A 19,389-nucleotide genomic window follows, 5' to 3' on the forward strand; every position below is an offset into this window, starting at 1 on the left:
ATCAGGACGTATTTTGAATGAAAGATAATGAGAGCGGCAAGCGCACAAAAAATGGGCAAGCCAGCCGGGGAAGCCGTGCCGAGGCGCGGCGCGCCACCGAAGAAGCGATCCTGAAAGCCGCCGAGAGGGTCTTCGCGGAGGCCGGATTCGGCGGGGCCACGATGCAGCTGATCGCGGATGTTGCGGGGCTCCCGAAAGCCAATCTCCATTACTATTTCGAGACGAAAGAGTCGCTCTATCGACGGGTCGTGGAGCGCATTTTCAACATCTGGCTGGAAGCTGCGGATGTGTTCGACGAGGCAAGCGGGCCGGCCGAAGGGATCGGCGCCTATATCGACGCCAAAATGGAGATTTCGCGCAATCACCCGAACGGCTCGAAGGTCTGGGCCTCAGAGGTGATGCATGGCGCGCCGGTGATTCAGGATTATCTGGAGACGACGCTGCGCGACTGGACCGAGGGCCGCGCGGTGATCATCCGGCGCTGGATCGCAGAAGGCAAAATGGCCGAGGTCGACCCGCATCACCTGCTCTACATGCTCTGGGCGACCACCCAGCACTACGCCGATTTCTCGCATCAGATCGAGACGCTGAACGGCGGCGCGCCGCTGAGTGACGCCCAGTGGGAAGAGGCGAAGACCTGCGTGAAAAGCATCGTCCTGCGCGGGATCGGCGTGAGCTGACCGCTCAGTTCGCCGCCGGATCGGCGGTGATATTCGGCGCGCCGACGGGGGCGACATCCGATTTTGCCTCCGGTGCCGGGGCTTGCGACGGTTCTTCCGACGCCTCCGGCTCTTCGGGAAGCGTCTCGGTCTCGACCGGGCGCATCGGTGCCCCGGCCACGCCCGCAGGCAGATGCGTCTCGGGCAGTTTCGCGCCCAGAAGCTCCTTCCCGTCCGAGGTCGGCTCGACCGGATCGGCCTCCAGACCGACCGCCTCCGCGCCGGTATCCGAACACACGTAAATCGCGCCGCCCACGACCACCGCCGTGGCCGCGAGCGCAGGGGTCGAGGCCCCCGCCAGCACGCCAAGCCCGGCATCGCGCAGCTTCTTTTGCAGGTTACCGGCCTGATCGGAGACGATCATGCCGCCGATCTTCTTGCCCAGAACCTTGCTCGCCGCATCGCCCACGGCGCTTTCGGCCTCGTCGCGCAGGTTGCCAGCGGCCTTCGCGGTGCCCTTGATGCGTTCGCAGATGCTTTTCGACGGTTTGCGGCAGAGCCCGTAGGCGTCGCGCTCGCCCCGGTCGTAGCCCAGATAGGTCTCGGCGTCCTTGTCCCATTGTAGGCAAAACGGGGCGCGGCTTTCGTCGTTCATCTCGGGCGTCAGGGCGCGCAGAGTGACCAGCGCCGGGCAAGTCACCTCCCCTTTCTCGCCAAACAGCTTCTCGCGCAGCGACCGGCTTTCCTTCAGCGCTGCGTTGTCCGCATCGTAGACGTAGGAATAGGTCTTGCCGCGAATGGAGGTCTCGCACGGCACCAGTTCTGCCATGGCAGGCAGCGGGCAGATCAGGGCAAGGACAAAGGTCAGGCGCAGCATCGCGAGTCTCCAAGCATCATTGCGCAACATAGTCCCCGCCCCCGCCGCCACAAGGTCACGCAATTTGGCGTGGCGGCGCTCGGCGGGGTTTCGCGCGGCACCGCACAGATCCTGTTTCTAGACCTGCGCCCCGCATGGGTTACCTTGGTTGCAAGAGAGATAGGGAGAAAGACATGCGCAAGATGCAGGTGCAGGGCGTCCATCACATCACGCTGACTGGGGCGGACCGGCAGAGCTCGATCGATTTCTGGGAAGGGCTGCTCGGGATGCCGTTCATCTTCGATCAACCCAATCTGGACAATGCCGACGAGGGGCATCTCTATTTCGACCCGGGCGACGGGCGGCTGATCACCGTTTTCACCAATGAGAGCCGCAAGCCTGTCCATGACCGCACGCCCACAGATCCGGGCTGCGTGCATCACCTCGCCTTCAATGTCTCGATGGCGACGCATCGGCAGGTCGTGTCGCGGCTCGATGCGCGCGGGATCGCGCATTCCGGCGTGAAGGATCGCGGCTTCATGGATTCGATCTATTTCAAGGATCCGCTGGGGCTGCTGATCGAACTGGCCACCTACAAGTTCGAGCCGCCGCGCGGTTCGTCCCATGCCGAGGTGATGATCGAGGCGCATCGCATCCGCGTGGCCCGCGGCGACAAGGCGATCGGCGAGGAGCATCTGGCAGATGCGATCGAGATGATCGTGGAGCGCTCGCAGCAATCGCTGAGCGAGGATCGCGGGGCGAAGAACCCGTATTGAGGAGGCGCGGCAAGGGTCGCAGATAGCGCGGGGCGGCCAGCCCCGGGCCGCGCCCACCCGAGGTCGCCCCGTGCCCTCATCACCCCAGATAGAAAACGGCCGCGCAACCCTGCGCGGCCGTTTTGTCATTTCTCGGCCTGGGCCCGATTACTCGACCTCTTCGAGCACCTCTTTGAGCGTGCCGACCAGCTCGTCGATCTGCTCTTTCGAGATGATCAGCGGCGGGCTCATCGCGATGATGTCGCCGGTCGTGCGGATCAGGATGCCTTTCTCATAGGCCTTCAGGAAGGCCGAGAAGGCGCGCTTCGTGGGTTCGCCCGCGATCGGCTCCAGCTCGACCGCCCCGATCAGACCCTCGTTGCGGATGTCGATCACGTTGCGCACGCCTTTGAGCGAATGCAGCGCCTCTTCCCAATAGGGGGCAAGCTCGGCGGCCCGCTCGAACAGGCCCTCTTCGCGATAGGTCTCGATCGTCGCGATCCCGGCGGCGGCGGCGATCGGGTTGCCCGAATAGGTGTAGCCGTGGAACAGCTCGATCATATGCTCGGGGCCGTTCATGAAGGCGTCGTGAACCTCAGCCGTCGCCAGCACTGCGCCCATCGGGATCACCCCGTTGGTGAGGCCCTTCGCGGTGGTCATCATATCCGGCACGACACCGTATTTCTCGGCGGCGAAGGCTGCGCCCGTGCGCCCGAAACCGGTGATCACCTCGTCGAAGATCAGCAGGATGCCGTGCTTCTTGGTGATGTCGCGCAGCTTCTGCAGGTAGCCTTTCGGCGGCAGCAGCACGCCGGTCGACCCCGCGACGGGCTCCACGATTACGGCGGCGATGGTCTCGGCGCCATGCAGCGCGATGATGCGCTCGAGATCGTCGGCCAGATGCGCGCCATGCTCGGGGCAGCCTTTCGACCAGCGGTTTTCCTCGGGCAGATGGGTGTGCGGCAGGTGATCGACGCCCGGCACGAGCGGGCCGAAGACCTTGCGGTTGGTGACGATACCACCGACCGAGATGCCGCCGAAGTTCACGCCGTGATAGCCGCGTTCGCGACCGATCAGGCGGGTGCGGGCGCCGTCGCCGCGCGCGCGGTGATAGGCGATGGCGAGCTTCAGCGCGGTCTCGACCGATTCCGAGCCGGAATTGGTGTAGAAGACATGCGCCATCTCGTCGGGCGCGATGTCGAGGATACGGTTCGCGAGCTCGAACGCGATCGGATGGCCCATCTGGAAGGCGGGCGCGTAATCGAGCTCGGCGGCCTGTTTCTGGATCGCCTCGGTGATCTTCGGACGGCAATGGCCCGCGTTGCAGCACCAAAGACCAGCCGTGCCGTCGAGCACCTGACGCCCGTCCGAGGTGGTGTAATGCATATCCTTCGCGCCCACGAACATGCGCGGGTTCTTCTTGAACTGGCGGTTCGCCGTAAAAGGCATCCAGAAAGCGTTGAGATCGTTGGGGGACTTGCGGTCGAGCGCCATGGAAAAACTCCGGTCGGGCGGCCGGGTCGAGACACGGCCGGATTGTCTAGTTTGACCGAACGGTCAGACTCACGCTAGCACAGCTTAGGAACCAGTCAAGCGGCCTTCAATGCGCGTTAAAAGCGCACTCTGCTGCCCCGTAGCGATTGATCCCGCAGTAACGCTTCGGTTAACATAAAACACGAACTGGGAGACGAATATTTGGCAGACGACCTCGACCCGCGCGACTTCACCAGCGACGACGACGGCAAGCGCCCGCTGACCCGGATACAAAAGGTCAATCGCGGCAAGATTCTCGAGGCGGCGCTGGACGTGTTCTCCGCGCATGGGTTCCGCGGCGCGACGCTCGACCAGATCGCGGCGGAAGCTGGGTTGAGCAAGCCGAACGTGCTCTATTACTTTCCCTCGAAAGAGGCGATCCACGCGGCGCTGCTCGAAGGTCTTCTCGACATCTGGCTCGCGCCGCTGCGCGCGATTGACCCCGCGGGTGAGCCGCGCGAGGAAATCATGCGCTACATGCACCGCAAGCTCGAGATGAGCCGCGAGATGCCGCGCGAAAGCCGCCTGTTTGCCAACGAGGTCTTGCAGGGCGCCCCCCGGATGGGCGCGGGATTGTCCACCGATCTCAAGACCTTGGTGGACGAGAAGGCCAAGGTGATCGAGGGCTGGATCGCCGAGGGGCGCCTTGCACCGGTCGATCCGCATCACCTGATCTTCTCGATCTGGGCGCTCACGCAGCATTACGCCGATTTCGACACGCAGGTGCGTGCGGTGCTCGGCCCGGGCAAGGACCCGATCGAAGGGGCCGCGCCGTTCCTCGATATGCTATTCGCGCGGCTGCTCAAGCCATAAGCGGTTAAGCCTTCCGTAACTATCCCCGGAGTTTCTGCCTGATCTTAACGGTCCGGTAACGCCCCCGGCGCAGTCTGAGGATGCGTGGGGGCGCAGGAATATGGAGCTCGGGATGGACCGGATTTCGGGGTTGATGCCTCAGGTCGGGTGGTCGCCTCTGTTGACGGTGGCGGCCCCGAAGACAGCGCCTGCCAGCACGGTGGAGGCGGCGGCGAATGCGGCCAATACCAACGGTGGCCTCGGCGCGAATGTAGACACCCAAACGTCGCAGGATCGCGCGCAGCAGGTGCGCGCCCTGGAAGCGCGCGCGGCACGCGGCGCCAGCGCGCTGAAGGACGAAGGGCAGGATCGAGGCACGGAGGATGCAAGCCAATCGCCCCGTACACCTGGCAGACGCGATGGGGGCGCACGCCCCGATCCCGATGCCTTGACCGGCCCGATCCCGACATTCGAGGTCACGCCGCTCGAGGCGCAGGCCGCTGCGCTCTGGGCCGCGCCGGACCTCGTGGAGACCTCGGACACCCCCGCCCCAGAGCCAGTGCAGCCCACCGACACGATCCAGACCACCGATACATCGATGGAAGAGCGTGCGGAGGTCAAAGCGCCCGACACCGCCAAGGAGGCCCGTGCCGAGCCTGCGCCACAGACGGAAGACAAAAACGACGCGCCCTCCGATCATCGGAGCGGCGCGTCGCAGGAGGGATGGTCTCAGGTGGCCCCGCAGGTCGCGCCGAACCTCGACGTGACCCGCTAGGTCCCTGCCCTTACTCGGCTGCCGTCGCAGCCGAGGGGTTGTTGGGATGGCTCGTCCAGTTGGCGTAGTCGCCGACCGTCTCGCCAGTGCGCGGATCCACCTCGCCCTTGTCCATCTTGCGCATCGTGATGCACTCGACCGGGCAGACTTCGACGCAGAGGTTACAGGCCACGCATTCCTCGTCCTTGACCGAGTAGACGCGGTCTTCGGTCACCGCGATCGCCTGATGCGAGGTGTCCTCGCAAGCGGCATAGCAGCGACCGCATTTGATGCAATCGTCCTGATTGATCTCGGCCTTGGTGACGTAGTTGAGGTTCAGGTACTGCCAATCGGTCACGTTCGGCACCGCGCGGCCCACCAGTTCGGAGGTCGAGGTGAAGCCCTTGCGATCCATGTAGTCCGACAGGCCAGAGATCATTTCCTGCACGACCTTGAAGCCATAAGTCATCGCCGCCGTGCAGACCTGCACATTGCCAGCCCCGAGCGCCATGAACTCTGCCGCATCGCGCCAGGTGGTCACGCCACCAATGCCCGAGATCGGCAGACCGGCCGTTTCGGGATCGCGGGCGATCTCGGCCACCATGTTCAGCGCGATCGGCTTCACCGCCGGACCGCAATAGCCGCCATGGGTGCCCTTCCCGTCGATCGTCGGCTCCGGCGCGAAATCGTCCAGATCGACCGAGGTGATCGAGTTGATCGTGTTGATCAGCGAAACCGCATCGGCCCCGCCGCGCTTGGCGGCCTCCGCCGGGCGGCGGATATCGGTGATGTTGGGCGTGAGCTTCACGATCACCGGCAGGCTGCAATATTGCTTACACCAGCGGGTGACCATCTCGATATATTCGGGCACCTGCCCCACTGCGGACCCCATGCCGCGCTCGGCCATACCATGCGGGCAGCCGAAGTTCAGCTCGATCCCGTCGGCGCCGGTTTCCTCGACCAGCGGAAGGATCGCTTTCCAGCTTTCCTCGTCACAGGGCACCATCAGCGAGACGATGATCGCGCGATCCGGGTAGTCCTGCTTGACCGCCTTGATCTCGCGCAGGTTGGTCTGCAGCGGGCGATCAGTGATCAGCTCGATATTGTTGAGACCGAGCAGACGGCGATCCGCGCCATAGATCGCGCCATAACGCGGCCCGTTGACGTTGACGACGGGCGGACCTTCCGAACCCAGCGTCTTCCACACGACCCCACCCCAACCGGCTTCAAAAGCGCGGCGGACATTGTATTCCTTGTCCGTCGGCGGCGCGGAAGCAAGCCAGAACGGGTTGGGGGATTTGATACCGATGAATTCAGAAGTCAGATCGGCCATCTCTTAGCCCTCCATCAGGAATTGGTGGATTTCTTCAGCCGCATCGCGCCCCTGCGCGACCGCCGTCACGGTCAGGTCTTCGCCGGCATGGGTGCAATCGCCCCCCGCCCAGACCCGTTCGACCGAGGTGCGGCCTGCGCCGTCGACCTTGATCTTGCCGCCCGCGACTTCGACTTTCGGAGGCATGTCGCCCAGCGTCTGACCGATCGCCTTGAAGACCTGATCGGCGGACAGCTTGAAGGTCGCGTCGGTCATTTCCAGACCGCCCTCGCCCTTCTTCGTATAGGCGAATTCGACCTGACGCACCGCGCCGTTGCCATGGATGGCGATGGGGGCGGCGTTCTCGATGATGTTCACGCCATGGGTCAGCGCGTGCTCCTGCTCGACCGTGCTGGCGGGCATCTCGGCGCGCGAGCGGCGATAAACGAGCGTCACGTTGAGCGCGCCCAGCAGCTTGGACTGCACTGCGGCATCGACCGCCGTCATGCCGCCGCCGATCACGACCACGTCGCGCCCGATCGGCAGTTCGGCCAGATCGGAGGCCTGACGCAGTTCCGCGATGAACTCGGTCGCGGGGCGGATGCCGTCCTTGTCCTCACCCTCGAGGCGCAGCGCGTTCACGCCCGACAGCCCCATCCCGAGGAAGACCGCGTCGTAATCGCCCAGCAGCTCGGCCAGATCGCCATCCCCGACGCGGCCAAGTTGCCAATTCTCGACGATGGTGATGCCGCCGATCTGCATCAGCCAGTCGACTTCCGCCTGCGCGAATCCGCCCGGCGTCTTGTAGCTGGCGATACCGTATTCGTTGAGCCCGCCCGGCTTCGAGCGCGAGTCATAAACGGTGACCTCGTGGCCCTTCATCGCGAGACGGTGCGCACAGGCGAGACCCGCAGGCCCAGCGCCCACGACCGCCACCGATTTCCCCGTGCGTTCGGCGCGGGTGTAGGGGTGGCTTTGCTTGGCCATCAGCGTATCTGTCGCGAAACGCTGCAGCGCACCAATCTCGACCGGCTCGCCTTCCGAATCCATGCGGACACAGGAGCCTTCACAGAGGTTCTCGGTCGGACAGACACGGGCGCACATGCCGCCCATGATGTTCTGATCGAAGATCGTCTTCGCCGCGGCTTCCGGCGTTCCGGTCGAAATCTGCCGGATGAACAGCGGAATATCGATCGCGGTCGGGCACGCTTCCATGCACGGCGCATCATAGCAGAAATAGCAGCGATCGGCCGCGATGCGGGCTTCTTGCGTCCCCAGCGGCGGCGCGTGATCGGCGAAATTGGTGCAGTAGCTTTCCGGGTCGAGCCGTGCTGGCGCGATCCCTTCGGTGAGCTGGCTATTGGACACTTGCGGGCTCCCTGTCAGTTTTTCTTGTTCCCTACGCTCGCACAGGATTGAATTTTATCAAGTGGTAAAATATGCCGCAGCGCGGCGGGTCGCCAATTCCCGCCCGATTGCCCGGTAGTTCAGCGCCCTCTACCCCACCCGTGCTCAATTATCGGGCAATCACGAGATCGCGAAACCCTGACGCCAGGACGGCCGATGCGCCTTTTCACCGCGCGTTACCTCGCGTATAACCGCCTCCAGCACCAAAGAGCCCCGCAGAATGGGCTCCATTTCAAAGCACCCTTCGAGGACCGCATGACCAAAAATACCCGTGACAACGACGTGGCCTTCATTCAGGCCCTTGCCGAACTGCTCAATTCGAACGAGCTGACGGAAATCGCCGTGACGCGCGATTACGCGCAAGATGACAGCCTGAAAGTGCGGGTGTCGAAACAGACCAACATCGTGCAGGCTGCAGCGCCTGCGCCCGCAGCAGCCCCCGCTCCGGCGCCCGCAGCGGCCCCGGCGGCGCAATCCGCAGCCTCCGAGCAAGCCGCACCCGTCGAAGACCCAGCCGATCATCCCGGCGCCGTGGCCTCGCCCATGGTGGGCACCGCCTATCTCTCGCCCGAGCCGGGCGCATCGGCCTTCGTGAAGGTCGGCGATCAGGTTAAGGAAGGCCAGACGCTGATGATCGTCGAAGCGATGAAAACCATGAACCACATCCCCGCCCCGAAATCGGGCACCGTGAAGCGCATCCTCGTCGATGACGGTCAGCCGGTCGAATACGGTTCGACCCTGATGATCGTCGAATAAGGGGGCCAGTATGTTCGACAAGATCCTGATCGCCAACCGGGGCGAGATCGCGCTGCGCGTGATCCGTGCCTGCCGCGAGATGGGGATCGCCTCGGTCGCGGTCCATTCGACGGCGGATTCGGACGCGATGCATGTGCGCATGGCCGATGAATCGGTCTGCATCGGCCCGAATTCCTCGACGCAATCCTATCTCTCGGTGCCCGCCATCGTCGCGGCCTGCGAGATCACGGGCGCACAGGCGATTCACCCGGGCTACGGGTTCCTGTCCGAGAATGCCGCCTTCGTGCAGGTGCTCGAGGATCACGGCATCACCTTCATCGGCCCGTCGGCCGCCCATATCCGCATCATGGGCGACAAGATCACCGCGAAGGAAACCGCGAAGAACCTCGGCATTCCGGTCGTTCCGGGCTCTGCGGGTGGCGTGCCCGATACCGAGGCCGCGAAGCAGATCGCCGGTGATATGGGCTACCCCGTCATCATCAAGGCCACCGCCGGCGGCGGCGGCCGCGGGATGAAGGTCGCGAAATCCGAAGAAGAACTCGAGGTCGCGTTCCGCACCGCGCGCTCCGAGGCGAAAGCCGCTTTCGGCAATGACGAAGTCTATATCGAGAAATACCTGCAGAAGCCGCGCCATATCGAGGTGCAGGTCTTCGGAGACGGCAAGGGACGCGGCGTCCATCTGGGCGAGCGCGATTGCTCGCTCCAGCGGCGCCACCAGAAGGTGCTCGAAGAGGCCCCCGGCCCCTCGATCACGCCCGAAGAGCGCGCGCGCATCGGCGGCATCTGCGCCGACGCGATCGGTGAGATGGGCTATTCCGGTGCGGGCACGATCGAGTTCCTCTACGAGGATGGCGAGTTCTATTTCATCGAGATGAACACCCGCCTTCAGGTCGAACACCCGGTGACCGAAGCGATCTTCGGCGTCGATCTGGTACGCCAGCAGATCAAGGTCGCCGCCGGCGAGCCAATGGAATTCGAGCAGGACAAGCTCTCGATCCGCGGTCACGCGATCGAAGTGCGGATCAATGCAGAGAAACTGCCGAACTTCGCGCCCTGCCCCGGTCGGATCACCCATTACCACGCACCCGGCGGGCTTGGCGTGCGGATGGATAGCGCGCTCTATGACGGCTATTCGATCCCGCCCTATTACGACAGCCTGATCGGCAAGCTGATCGTGCATGGTCGCGACCGCCACGAGGCGTTGCAGCGCCTGCATCGCGCGCTTGGCGAGCTGATCGTGGACGGAGTGGACACCACCGTGCCGCTGTTCAACGCGCTGCTGCAGGAGCCAGATATCCAGAGCGGCAACTACTCGATCCACTGGCTCGAACGGTGGCTCGAAAAGAACCTCTGATCGGTTCGAAATTTGCGAAAACGCCCCCGGTTTCGGGGGCGTTTTTCATTTCGGGGTCAGCAGGCAGGTGCCGCGCTTTTTCTCTTTGTCTTTGGGGCGATAGTAGTCGCCAATATGTTGCCGCTGGCCATTCCCGATCTGATCCCAGTCCAGCCAGTGACAGTCGTAGTCGAGCACATCGGCCATCGCACTCATCGCCGGGAAGGAGGGGATGCCGATCAGCGCCTTTTCCTGGCCCTCGATCTGCGGAATCGAGTTCAGCTCGTTATCGGTACGCTCGCGCATCAGCAGGATCACCGGACCGGGGCGCTGCGCGAATTCGCTGTCCACGATCACCAGTTCCGGCCCGAGCTGGCGCACCAGCTGGAACAGCCGGAAATGGTCCATGACGTGGTAGAGAATACCGAGAACGCCCACGACGTCGAAGCGCTCGCCCGCGTCGATCAGCTTCTGCATCCCGTCGAAGATGTCGTCGCAGACCAGCTTCACCTTCTCGCGCAGATGCGCGCGGGGGAATTGGTCGAAGCGGTCGATCAGCTCCTGCCTCCCTTCGATTCCCACCACTTCCGACGCGCCCGCCGCCGCGAAGGCGTAGGCCCAGCGGCCATCATGCGCCGCCAGATCGAGCACACGCTTGCCCGCGATCTCCTGCTCCAGCGGTTTAATGATCATCTTGTGGCGCAGGTTCATCCGCTCCACCGTGCCGGGATCTTCGGCGTATCGGTCGATCTCGGGGAGGAAATCGTAAAAACCCATATTTGCGCTCGGCCCCGCTCTGGTTCATCTTGTTGGCGAGCCTAGGCGTAACGGGAAAACCGGGCAAGATAATGACGGACAGGCTGAGCGCGGAACTACTTTTAGCGGGCTATGCGCAGGGCATCTTTCCGATGGCCGAAAGCCGCGACAATCCGCAATTGCATTGGTTCGACCCGGCTCTGCGCGGGATCGTGCCCTTGGACAAATTCCACATTTCGCGCTCTCTGGCGAAGGTGATCCGGCGCGGCGATTACAGTATTACAACAAACGCGGCATTTCGGGGCGTGGTCGAAGGTTGCGCCGATAGGGATGAGACATGGATCAACGGCCCGCTGTTCATGCTCTACGATCAGCTCCATGCGGCGGGCTTCGCGCATAGTCTGGAGGTCTGGCAGGACGGCACCCTCGCGGGCGGCATTTTCGGGATCACATTGGGCGGCGCGTTCTTCGGCGAGAGCATGTTCTCGCGGCGGCCCAATGCCTCCAAAGTGGCGCTGACCTATCTGGTGGACCGGCTGCGCCAGACCGGGTTCACCTTGCTCGACACGCAATACATCACGCCGCATCTGGCCTCGATGGGCGCGATCGAAGTGACCCGGATCGAATATCGCGCGCGTCTGGCTCAGGCGCTGACGCGGGAATGCGACTTCACCTCAGGCGCGATCCCCGCGCCTCAGTCGCTTTTGCAGCGGATGACCCAGACGTCGTAACGCGGGTGATCGAGCGCCGACAACGCGGGGCTGGAAGCGATCATCCAACCTGAGAAATCAGGCTGCGGCTTGTCCTCTTCGGTCACCGTCACATAGGCATAGGCATCCGACGACGGATCGTCGGCCGGGTAACGGCATTCGCGCAGCGTCACCTTGATGAACCCGTATTTCACGCTCTGCCCGACATTCAAATTGATGTCCGAGGCGATGCCCGAGACCTTGTCGAGCCCGCGCAGCATCGCGCCCGTACCGTCGGCCAGCCCTTTCGCAGGCTCATCCTGCGGAATCTGGTCGTCCGGCGTCGTTTGCGTGAAGTCCTGCGCCGCAGCGAGCCCGGGAACGAGCGCCGCGATCAAAACCAAAGCGCGGATCATTGCGCCCCCTCCCCTGCGCCGTCGCCACTGCCGCCACCTGCAAATTTCAGCATCAGGTTCAGCATCGAGACCGCGCTTTGCGTGTCGAGAATTTCATCGCCGGGCTTGAGGTCGTCGATCGCCCCGCCCGGGATCAAGTCGATATAATTCGAGCCGAGAAGCCCGTCTTGCGTCACCGCGATAACTGTATCCTCGGGAAGCGCGACGCCGTTTTTCACCGAAATCGTGGTATCGGCGAAGAAGGTCTTCGGGTTGAGCGCGACGTTCGTCACCGTCCCGACCTTCACGCCCGCAAGCCGCACGTCCGTGCCGGGCACGACGCCCCCGATCGAGCGGAAGGAGGCATGCAGCGGGTAAGAACCGCCATCGGCGCCTATGCCCATGCCGCGCCCTGCCCAGACCAGAAAGCCCAGGGCCACGACCAGCACGATCGCGCCGGTGATGATCTCGGTGCGGTTTTCGCTCATAGCGGGATGGCCTTACTCGGGCTGCCAAGCCTCGTAATCGCGGCGCTCGACCGGATGCGCGAGGCGAATCGACCCCGGCGGCACATAGGCCGCTTCGGTGCCGGTGTGGTTTGCCTCATGCGGCTTTTCCCAAGGCTTATGGGCCAGCGGCTTGTCGGTCGGCGGCTCGTCATAGGTGAAGTGCATCCAACCATGCCAGTCCGGCGGGATGCGGCTCGCTTCGCTTTCACCGTTATAGATCACCCAGCGGCGCTTGGCGTCCTTGGTGCGGTAATAGATATTGCCTTGCTCGTCCTCGCCAACTTTCACGCCCTTGCGCGCGGTGAAAAGCTGCGTGCCGACGGTCGAGCCGTTCCACCAGGTGAGAATTCGAAGCAGAAACTTCATGGGGCAACCTCCGCAATGCGTCTCGCCTGTTATATCCGCTGGGGCGTCGAGGTCCAGTGCCCGTGCGGGGATCAGGGCGTCTGCGAAGCGGAATTTGGCACCTCAAGCACAGCACGGTGCAAAAATCGCATCGTCGAGCGGCCGTCCACAACGAGCCATTCGCCCCCGCACGCCTGTCTATGGGAGGTGTAGCGAAGTTTCTCCAAAACAACACAGCCTACGTGAGGCACATGACAAAAACAAAAGGGCGAGCCGAAGCTCTCCCCTTGTCTAATCCTTGGCAGCACCGCGATCAGCTCGCCGATTTGCCTTCTTTCTTGGCTTCAGCATAGATCAGCAGCGGCTTGGCGTCGCTCTGGGTCACGGCCTCTTCGTTGACCACGACCTCTTCGACCTCTTCCATGCCCGGCAGTTCGAACATCGTGTCGAGCAGGATGTCTTCCATGATCGAACGCAGACCACGTGCGCCGGTCTTCCGCTCAATCGCTTTCTTCGCAATGGCGGTCAGTGCATCGTCGGTGAAGGTCAGCGACACGCCCTCGATCTCGAAGAGACGCTGATACTGTTTCACCAGCGCGTTCTTCGGCTCGGTCAGGATGGTCACCAGCGCCTCGGCATCGAGATCGGTGAGCGTCGCGATGACGGGCAGACGACCGACGAATTCCGGGATCAGGCCGAATTTCAGCAGATCTTCGGGCTCGAGCTCCTTGAACAGCTCGCCGATATTACGCTCTTCGCTATCCTTAACATCCGCCCCGAAGCCCATCGCCGAGCCCTTGCCGCGCTGCGCGATGATCCGGTCGAGGCCCGCAAAGGCGCCGCCACAGATGAACAGGATGTTCGTCGTGTCGACCTGCAGGAATTCCTGCTGCGGATGCTTGCGCCCGCCCTGCGGCGGCACGGAGGCAACGGTGCCCTCCATGATCTTCAGAAGCGCCTGCTGCACACCCTCGCCCGACACGTCGCGCGTGATCGACGGGTTGTCCGACTTGCGGGTGATCTTGTCGACCTCGTCGATATAGACGATGCCGCGCTGCGCCCGCTCGACGTTGTATTCCGAGGCCTGAAGCAGCTTGAGAATGATGTTCTCCACATCCTCACCCACGTAACCGGCTTCGGTCAGCGTGGTCGCATCCGCCATCGTGAAGGGCACATCGAGGATGCGCGCAAGCGTCTGGGCCAGAAGTGTCTTGCCGCAGCCCGTCGGGCCGATCAGCAGGATGTTCGACTTCGCCAGTTCGATGTCGGTCTTCGTGCCGTGATTGAGGCGCTTGTAGTGGTTGTGCACCGCAACCGAGAGCACGCGCTTGGCATGTTCCTGACCGATCACGTAGTCGTCGAGCACCTGGCAGATATCGCGCGGGGTCGGCACGCCATCGGTGGATTTCAGCCCGGCCGATTTCGTCTCCTCGCGGATGATGTCCATGCACAGCTCGACGCATTCGTCACAAATGAACACGGTCGGGCCCGCGATCAGCTTGCGGACCTCATGCTGGCTTTTGCCGCAGAACGAGCAGTAGAGCGTGTTCTTGCTGTCGGAGCCGTTCGAGTTCGCCATCTCTTACCTCTGCTGCCCGGGCTGCCCCCGGGCTTCGTGAATTGGCCTGTCTCATCAAGACTAGGACAGGCCAACCGTCACCTCAATGTCAAAATCGCCCCGAAGTTAAGCGGGAGGATCACTTTTCTCCGTCGTCGCTGACGCGGCTCTCGAGGATTTCGTCGATCAGACCCCATTCCTTCGCAGCTTCGGCGGACATGAAGTTGTCGCGCTCCAGCGCCGCTTCGACGGTTTCGTAGTCGTTTCCGGTGTGCTTGACGTAGATTTCGTTCAAGCGGCGCTTGAGTTTCTCGGTCTCGCGAGCGTGGATCATGATGTCGGTCGCCTGGCCCTGATAGCCGCCCGAGGGCTGGTGCACCATGACGCGGCTGTTGGGCAGCGAGAAGCGCATTCCCTTTTCGCCTGCCGTCAGCAGGAGCGAGCCCATCGACGCCGCCTGCCCGATCACCAGGGTCGAGACCTTCGGCTTGATGTATTGCATCGTGTCGTAGATCGACAGACCGCTCGTCACCACGCCGCCAGGCGAGTTGATATACATCGCGATCTCTTTCTTCGGATTCTCGGCCTCGAGGAAGAGAAGCTGCGCGCAGATCAGGGTCGACATGCCGTCATGGACTGGCCCCGACAGGAAGATGATGCGCTCTTTCAGCAGGCGCGAGTAGATGTCGTAGGCACGCTCGCCGCGCGAGGTCTGCTCGACCACCATCGGCACCAGCGTGTTCATGTAAAACTCGTGGGGATCTTTCATCTCGGCCCTTCCTGGTCGTTCGACGCTGTTCATAGCGTGTGATCTTTACAGAAGTCTTAGTGACCGCATCGGGGACCTTCAAGGGCGCTGACCCTGCGCGAAGGGCTGCCGCGGCGCAAATATTGGCGGCAGGCGGGTGCGTGTTAATCGCATGGAAAGGGTCTGGACGTAGCGTGTCGGCGATTTTGCGGGAATGCGCCCGTGTGGAAAAATGAGGCGGACATGTCCAAATCCGAGGCTGGTGCAAGCGCCTGGCACACCGTGATGCTCAAACTGCTGGCTCTGATCGCGATCGCGGGGGTCGTGTTCGCGGCGCTGATGACGCTGCTCACGATCAATTCGAACCATCGTCGCGCCAATGAAGCTGCGCGGGCACATCTCGACCAAATCCTGCCGATGCTCGGCGATTCGGTGACGGAGGCGCTGATCACGGGGCGGATCGCGGATGCGACGCATGAGCTAGAGAACGTGCTCGCGGGCTCGGACGGCGCTGGCCAATCCGCAATCGCGCTCAACAGACGCGGCGCCGTTATGACCGAGGCGGGCGCGCCCGATCCCGCGCTTATCGCTCTGGCGCAAAGCGCGCTTGAGTCCAACGACAGGGCGATCTCGGCAGATGGGCTGAGCGAGGCGATTCCGCTGCGCATCTCTCCGGAGGATCCGCCGATCGCCGCGATTGCCCTGCGCTGGAGTCCGGCCCCCGCCATCGCTCGCGCGCAGAAGGACATGGTGCGCAACCTCTCTTTCACCGCGATGATTTTCGCGGGCATTCTCGGCGGTGTGATGCTGGGCGTACGCTGGCTGATCACCCGCCCCCTCACCCGTGTGACGGAGGCGATGCGTTCCGTGGCCGGGGGGCAACTCGATACGGACATCCCCGCCACCGGTCGCCGCGACGAAATCGGCGCGATCGCCCGCGCTCTGGGGACCTTCCAGTCCGAGCTCGCGACCGCCGAATCGTATAACCGTGCCGCACGGATACATAGCGCCGCGCTCGAAAGCGCCACGGTCGCGATCATTCTTACCAACAACGACCACGTCATCACCTTCGCCAATGAGGCGGCCGCGGAATTGCTGCGCCCCTTCGCAGCGGAAATTCGCGCCCACAACCCAGATTTCGATCCCGACAAGCTCTTGGGAACGCGCGCGGATCTCATCTTGCCGGCGGGCACGACAACGGCCGCCGCCCTCGACGATGGCGCGCGCGACACGCTCACGCTCGAAGGACGGATGCGTGCGGGGACGATTCTCGCGCTCGTCAGCCCCGTCATCGACGAGGCCGGGGAGAAGATCGGCCATGTGTCGCAATGGCGCAATATCACCGAAGAGCAGCGAAACGCTTCTCTGATTTCCGCGATCGACGCCAACCTCCTGCGGGTCGACCTGCGCCCTGACGTGACGATCGACACGGTCAACGACGCATTTGCCGAGGTTTTTGGTGCGCCCCGCGCAAAGATGGAGGGAATGTCCGTCGCCGGTCAGATCACCTTCGAAGGGCAGCCAGTCTGCGAAATCCTCCAGCGCGACCCCCAGCCCTTTGCGGGCATGCTCGTGCTGCGCTGCGCCGATGGCCGTCAGGCCTGGCTCGAAGGCTCGGTCAATCCGATCCTCGACACGGACGGCAAGATGGTCATGTTCAGCGTCCTTGCGAGTGATCGGACGCAACAACATCTGGAAGCCGAAACCCGGCGGGCCGAGCGCAGCGCGATGATGGCCGCCCAACAGAACATCGTGGAGACGCTGAAATCGGCCTTGGCCGGCCTCTCCGCCGGGGATCTCATGGCCGAGATCACCACCGAATTCGAAGGCGACTACAAGGCTTTGCGCAGCGATTTCAACAGCGCGATCGGCGATTTGCGGGGCGCGATGCGCAAGGTGCTCGACAATGCCGGATCGATCCGCACCGAGGCGCGGCAGATCTCGTCCAGCTCCGACGACATGGCGCGACGCACCGAACGGCAGGCAGCGACGCTGGAAGAAACCGCCGCAGCGCTCAACGAGATCACCGCCTCGGTAGAGGCCGCCGCCCACGCCGCCGGTCGCGCCAACGACCTCGTCGAGACCGCCCGGCGCAGCGCGGAACAAAGCGGCCATGTCGTGTCAGAAGCCGTGCAAGCCATGTCGGAAATCGAGCAAAGCTCGGAGCAGATCAGCCGGATCACCAGTGTCATCGACGAGATCGCCTTCCAGACCAACCTGCTCGCCCTCAATGCCGGGGTTGAGGCCGCCCGCGCTGGCGAGGCCGGGCGCGGCTTCGCCGTCGTCGCCTCGGAAGTGCGCGCACTCGCGCAACGCTCCTCGGATGCCGCACGCGAAATCGCCGAACTGATCGCGAACTCCTCGGCGCAGGTGAAGCGCGGCGTCGGCCTCGTCGGCCAAGCGGGCGATGCACTCGGCGGGATCCAGTCCTCCGTCTCCGATCTGCTCGCCTATGTCGCGGACAGTGCAAATGCGACGCAGGAGCAAAGCGCGGGCCTGACCGAAATCAACTCCGCCGTGACCCAGCTCGATCAGGTCACCCAACACAACGCGGCCATGTTCGAAGAAGCACTCGCCGCGAGCCAGGTCCTCGAACGCGAAGCGATGGAACTCGGCGCGGCAATGGGGCAATTCAAACTTGGCGAGGCCGCTCCGGATGAGGGGGCCGATAGCACGTCGCCAGCAGAAAAAACGGCTGCGGGAGAAACCTCCCCCGAAACATCCGGGCCCACAGCATCCGCGCCGCAGCAATCAGCCCGACCCAAATCGCCTCAGCAGGTCAGCGTGTCGGGCAACACTGCGCTGGCGGTGCCGCCACCGCCAACAGATGACGATTGGGAGGATTTCTAAGCGAAGAAGGAGATAGCTGAATGCCTTGACGCGGGGCGGCAATCAGGACGCGTTGGGATGGGGTGCTGCAATCATGGCCTCCGCCCGATCCGTCTCGCTTGCTCCTTGCGTCCCGGCCTCGCCCGCACGGAACCAAGCCCGGATGGCGGCGCGCTCCTGCGGCTCCATGTAGCTCAAATTCGCGGGGGGCATCGCATCGGTCAGCCCGGCTTGCACATAGATCTGCCGTGCGGCGGCGGCAATTTCGCGGGGAGTCTCCAGCTTGATATTCTTGGGCGCATGTCCGATCCCTTCATAGCCGGGCTCGCTCGCATGGCACATCGAACAGCGCCCCATGACGATCCCGCTCACCTCGTCGAAGCCGGGCGCCGCGGCGAAGCGTTGTTCGAAGGGAGTAAGCATCGCGCTGTCCTCCATATCCTCGCCGGCATCCGCTTTCGGAATCGAGGATAGCCAAACGATCGCGACGAACAGCGCCGCGGTCGCGCCCCAGGTCCACCACGGCTTGCCCTTATGGGCGTGATGAGTGTTGAAGAAATGCCGGATCGTCACGCCCATCAGGAACACCAGAGAGGCGATCAGCCAGTTATACGCGCTGGCGAAGGCCAGCGGATAATGGTTCGACAGCATCAGGAAGATGACCGGCAACGTCAGGTAGTTGTTATGCGTCGAGCGCTGCTTGGCGATCTTGCCGTATTTCGGATCGGGCGTGCGCCCCGCCATGAGATCGGCGACCACGATCTTCTGGTTCGGAATGATGATCAGGAACACATTCGCGGTCATGATCGTCGCGGTGAAGGCGCCCAGGTGCAGCAGCGCCGCGCGGCCTGAGAAGACCTGCGTGTAGCCCCAGGCCATCGCGACGAGAATGACATAGAGGCCCAGCATCAGCCGCGTGTTGTTCTCGCCAAAGCTCGACTTGCAGATCAGATCATAAAGGAGCCAACCCAGCGCGAGCGAGCCGATAGAGATCAGGATCGCCCCCCAGACCGGCAGCTCCATCACCCGCGGATCGATCAGGTAGAACTGCGCCTGCGTCCAGTAGAGCACCACCATCATCGCAAAGCCCGAAAGCCACGTCATGTAGCTTTCCCATTTGAACCATGTCAGCCGGTCGGGCATCTGCGCGGGTGCGACGAGGTATTTCTGAATATGGTAAAAGCCGCCGCCATGGACCTGCCACGCCGCGCCATGCACCCCCTTGGGGGCGCCGGGCTCGGGCACCAGCCCCAGATCAAGCGCGATGAAATAGAAGGACGACCCGATCCACGCGATCGCGGTGATCACATGCAGCCAGCGCACCGCGAACTGCACCCATTCCAGAAAAAACGTGTAATCCATCCGTCATCCCTCGTTTTGCGCTCAGAGTTTCCCAAGCCACG

The 19,389-nt window shown here is 63.3% G+C and carries 19 protein-coding genes; 8 read left to right on the forward strand and 11 right to left on the reverse strand.

What is annotated here, in order from left to right; translation table 11 throughout:
- The first annotated feature begins 17 nt into the window (after positions 1–17).
- A complete protein-coding gene (locus tag ACZ7GB_RS02410; RefSeq protein WP_472157543.1) occupies positions 18–680 on the forward strand; it encodes a TetR family transcriptional regulator C-terminal domain-containing protein in 663 nt (220 codons plus the stop codon).
- A 4-nt stretch (positions 681–684) separates the two neighbouring features.
- Here ACZ7GB_RS02410 and ACZ7GB_RS02415 read toward each other — a convergent pair whose 3' ends face one another.
- Complete coding sequence (locus tag ACZ7GB_RS02415) at positions 685–1,536, reverse strand: hypothetical protein (protein ID WP_472157544.1); 852 nt, start codon at positions 1,534–1,536, stop codon at positions 685–687.
- A 173-nt stretch (positions 1,537–1,709) separates the two neighbouring features.
- Between ACZ7GB_RS02415 and ACZ7GB_RS02420 the strand changes: the two genes are divergently transcribed.
- On the forward strand, positions 1,710–2,291 hold the full coding sequence (locus ACZ7GB_RS02420; RefSeq protein WP_152842767.1) for a VOC family protein: 582 nt from the start codon (positions 1,710–1,712) through the stop codon (positions 2,289–2,291).
- A gap of 147 nt (positions 2,292–2,438) precedes the next feature.
- Here the strand turns inward: ACZ7GB_RS02420 and aptA are convergent, their stop codons facing one another.
- Complete coding sequence (gene aptA, locus ACZ7GB_RS02425) at positions 2,439–3,764, reverse strand: omega-aminotransferase AptA (protein WP_078569366.1); 1,326 nt, start codon at positions 3,762–3,764, stop codon at positions 2,439–2,441.
- Between the two features lie 201 nt (positions 3,765–3,965).
- Between aptA and ACZ7GB_RS02430 the strand changes: the two genes are divergently transcribed.
- Both ACZ7GB_RS02430 and ACZ7GB_RS02435 read left to right on the forward strand, forming a co-directional pair.
- Positions 3,966–4,616: a TetR family transcriptional regulator C-terminal domain-containing protein gene (locus tag ACZ7GB_RS02430; protein ID WP_472157545.1), complete on the forward strand. Its 651-nt coding sequence runs from the start codon at positions 3,966–3,968 to the stop codon at positions 4,614–4,616.
- Between the two features lie 112 nt (positions 4,617–4,728).
- Positions 4,729–5,370 (forward strand): hypothetical protein, encoded by a 642-nt coding sequence (locus tag ACZ7GB_RS02435; protein WP_472157546.1) that lies wholly within the window; start codon positions 4,729–4,731, stop codon positions 5,368–5,370.
- Positions 5,371–5,380: 10 nt separating this feature from the next.
- Here the strand turns inward: ACZ7GB_RS02435 and preA are convergent, their stop codons facing one another.
- A complete protein-coding gene (gene preA / locus ACZ7GB_RS02440; RefSeq protein ID WP_078519535.1) occupies positions 5,381–6,682 on the reverse strand; it encodes an NAD-dependent dihydropyrimidine dehydrogenase subunit PreA in 1,302 nt (433 codons plus the stop codon).
- A 3-nt stretch (positions 6,683–6,685) separates the two neighbouring features.
- A complete protein-coding gene (locus tag ACZ7GB_RS02445) occupies positions 6,686–8,029 on the reverse strand; it encodes an NAD(P)-dependent oxidoreductase (protein WP_472157547.1) in 1,344 nt (447 codons plus the stop codon).
- A 294-nt stretch (positions 8,030–8,323) separates the two neighbouring features.
- On the opposite strand from ACZ7GB_RS02445, the gene accB reads away from it, so the two are divergent.
- Positions 8,324–8,824 (forward strand): acetyl-CoA carboxylase biotin carboxyl carrier protein, encoded by a 501-nt coding sequence (gene accB, locus ACZ7GB_RS02450; RefSeq protein WP_078540411.1) that lies wholly within the window; start codon positions 8,324–8,326, stop codon positions 8,822–8,824.
- A gap of 10 nt (positions 8,825–8,834) precedes the next feature.
- Positions 8,835–10,178: an acetyl-CoA carboxylase biotin carboxylase subunit gene (gene accC, locus ACZ7GB_RS02455; protein WP_078603868.1), complete on the forward strand. Its 1,344-nt coding sequence runs from the start codon at positions 8,835–8,837 to the stop codon at positions 10,176–10,178.
- Between the two features lie 45 nt (positions 10,179–10,223).
- On the opposite strand, the gene ACZ7GB_RS02460 is transcribed toward accC, so the two are convergent.
- A complete protein-coding gene (locus ACZ7GB_RS02460) occupies positions 10,224–10,934 on the reverse strand; it encodes a DUF1698 domain-containing protein (RefSeq protein WP_472157548.1) in 711 nt (236 codons plus the stop codon).
- Positions 10,935–11,005: 71 nt separating this feature from the next.
- On the opposite strand from ACZ7GB_RS02460, the gene aat reads away from it, so the two are divergent.
- Positions 11,006–11,644: a leucyl/phenylalanyl-tRNA--protein transferase gene (aat, locus tag ACZ7GB_RS02465; RefSeq protein ID WP_472157549.1), complete on the forward strand. Its 639-nt coding sequence runs from the start codon at positions 11,006–11,008 to the stop codon at positions 11,642–11,644.
- Here aat and ACZ7GB_RS02470 read toward each other — a convergent pair.
- From ACZ7GB_RS02470 to ACZ7GB_RS02490, 5 genes are all read right to left on the reverse strand, one after another.
- On the reverse strand, positions 11,608–12,018 hold the full coding sequence (locus ACZ7GB_RS02470; protein ID WP_078519540.1) for a DUF2155 domain-containing protein: 411 nt from the start codon (positions 12,016–12,018) through the stop codon (positions 11,608–11,610). The genes aat and ACZ7GB_RS02470 overlap by 37 nt on opposite strands.
- Positions 12,015–12,485, reverse strand: coding sequence for an outer membrane lipid asymmetry maintenance protein MlaD (mlaD, locus tag ACZ7GB_RS02475; RefSeq protein ID WP_078519541.1), 471 nt, complete (start codon positions 12,483–12,485; stop codon positions 12,015–12,017). The genes ACZ7GB_RS02470 and mlaD overlap by 4 nt, the downstream gene beginning before the upstream one ends.
- Before the next feature lie 12 nt (positions 12,486–12,497).
- On the reverse strand, positions 12,498–12,872 hold the full coding sequence (locus tag ACZ7GB_RS02480) for an NADH:ubiquinone oxidoreductase subunit NDUFA12 (RefSeq protein WP_078519542.1): 375 nt from the start codon (positions 12,870–12,872) through the stop codon (positions 12,498–12,500).
- Positions 12,873–13,164: 292 nt separating this feature from the next.
- Entirely contained in the window at positions 13,165–14,430 is a 1,266-nt protein-coding gene (gene clpX, locus ACZ7GB_RS02485) for an ATP-dependent Clp protease ATP-binding subunit ClpX (protein ID WP_078519544.1), read from the reverse strand.
- A gap of 118 nt (positions 14,431–14,548) precedes the next feature.
- Positions 14,549–15,178 (reverse strand): ATP-dependent Clp protease proteolytic subunit, encoded by a 630-nt coding sequence (locus ACZ7GB_RS02490; RefSeq protein ID WP_075774357.1) that lies wholly within the window; start codon positions 15,176–15,178, stop codon positions 14,549–14,551.
- 222 nt (positions 15,179–15,400) lie between these two features.
- On the opposite strand from ACZ7GB_RS02490, the gene ACZ7GB_RS02495 reads away from it, so the two are divergent.
- Positions 15,401–18,007, forward strand: a complete 2,607-nt coding sequence (locus tag ACZ7GB_RS02495) for a methyl-accepting chemotaxis protein (protein ID WP_472157550.1) — start codon at positions 15,401–15,403, stop codon at positions 18,005–18,007.
- A gap of 42 nt (positions 18,008–18,049) precedes the next feature.
- Here ACZ7GB_RS02495 and ACZ7GB_RS02500 read toward each other — a convergent pair whose 3' ends face one another.
- On the reverse strand, positions 18,050–19,348 hold the full coding sequence (locus ACZ7GB_RS02500; RefSeq protein ID WP_472157551.1) for a urate hydroxylase PuuD: 1,299 nt from the start codon (positions 19,346–19,348) through the stop codon (positions 18,050–18,052).
- Positions 19,349–19,389 lie beyond the last annotated feature (41 nt).

The organism is Thioclava sp. PTB-PU3-1, from assembly GCF_055666785.1.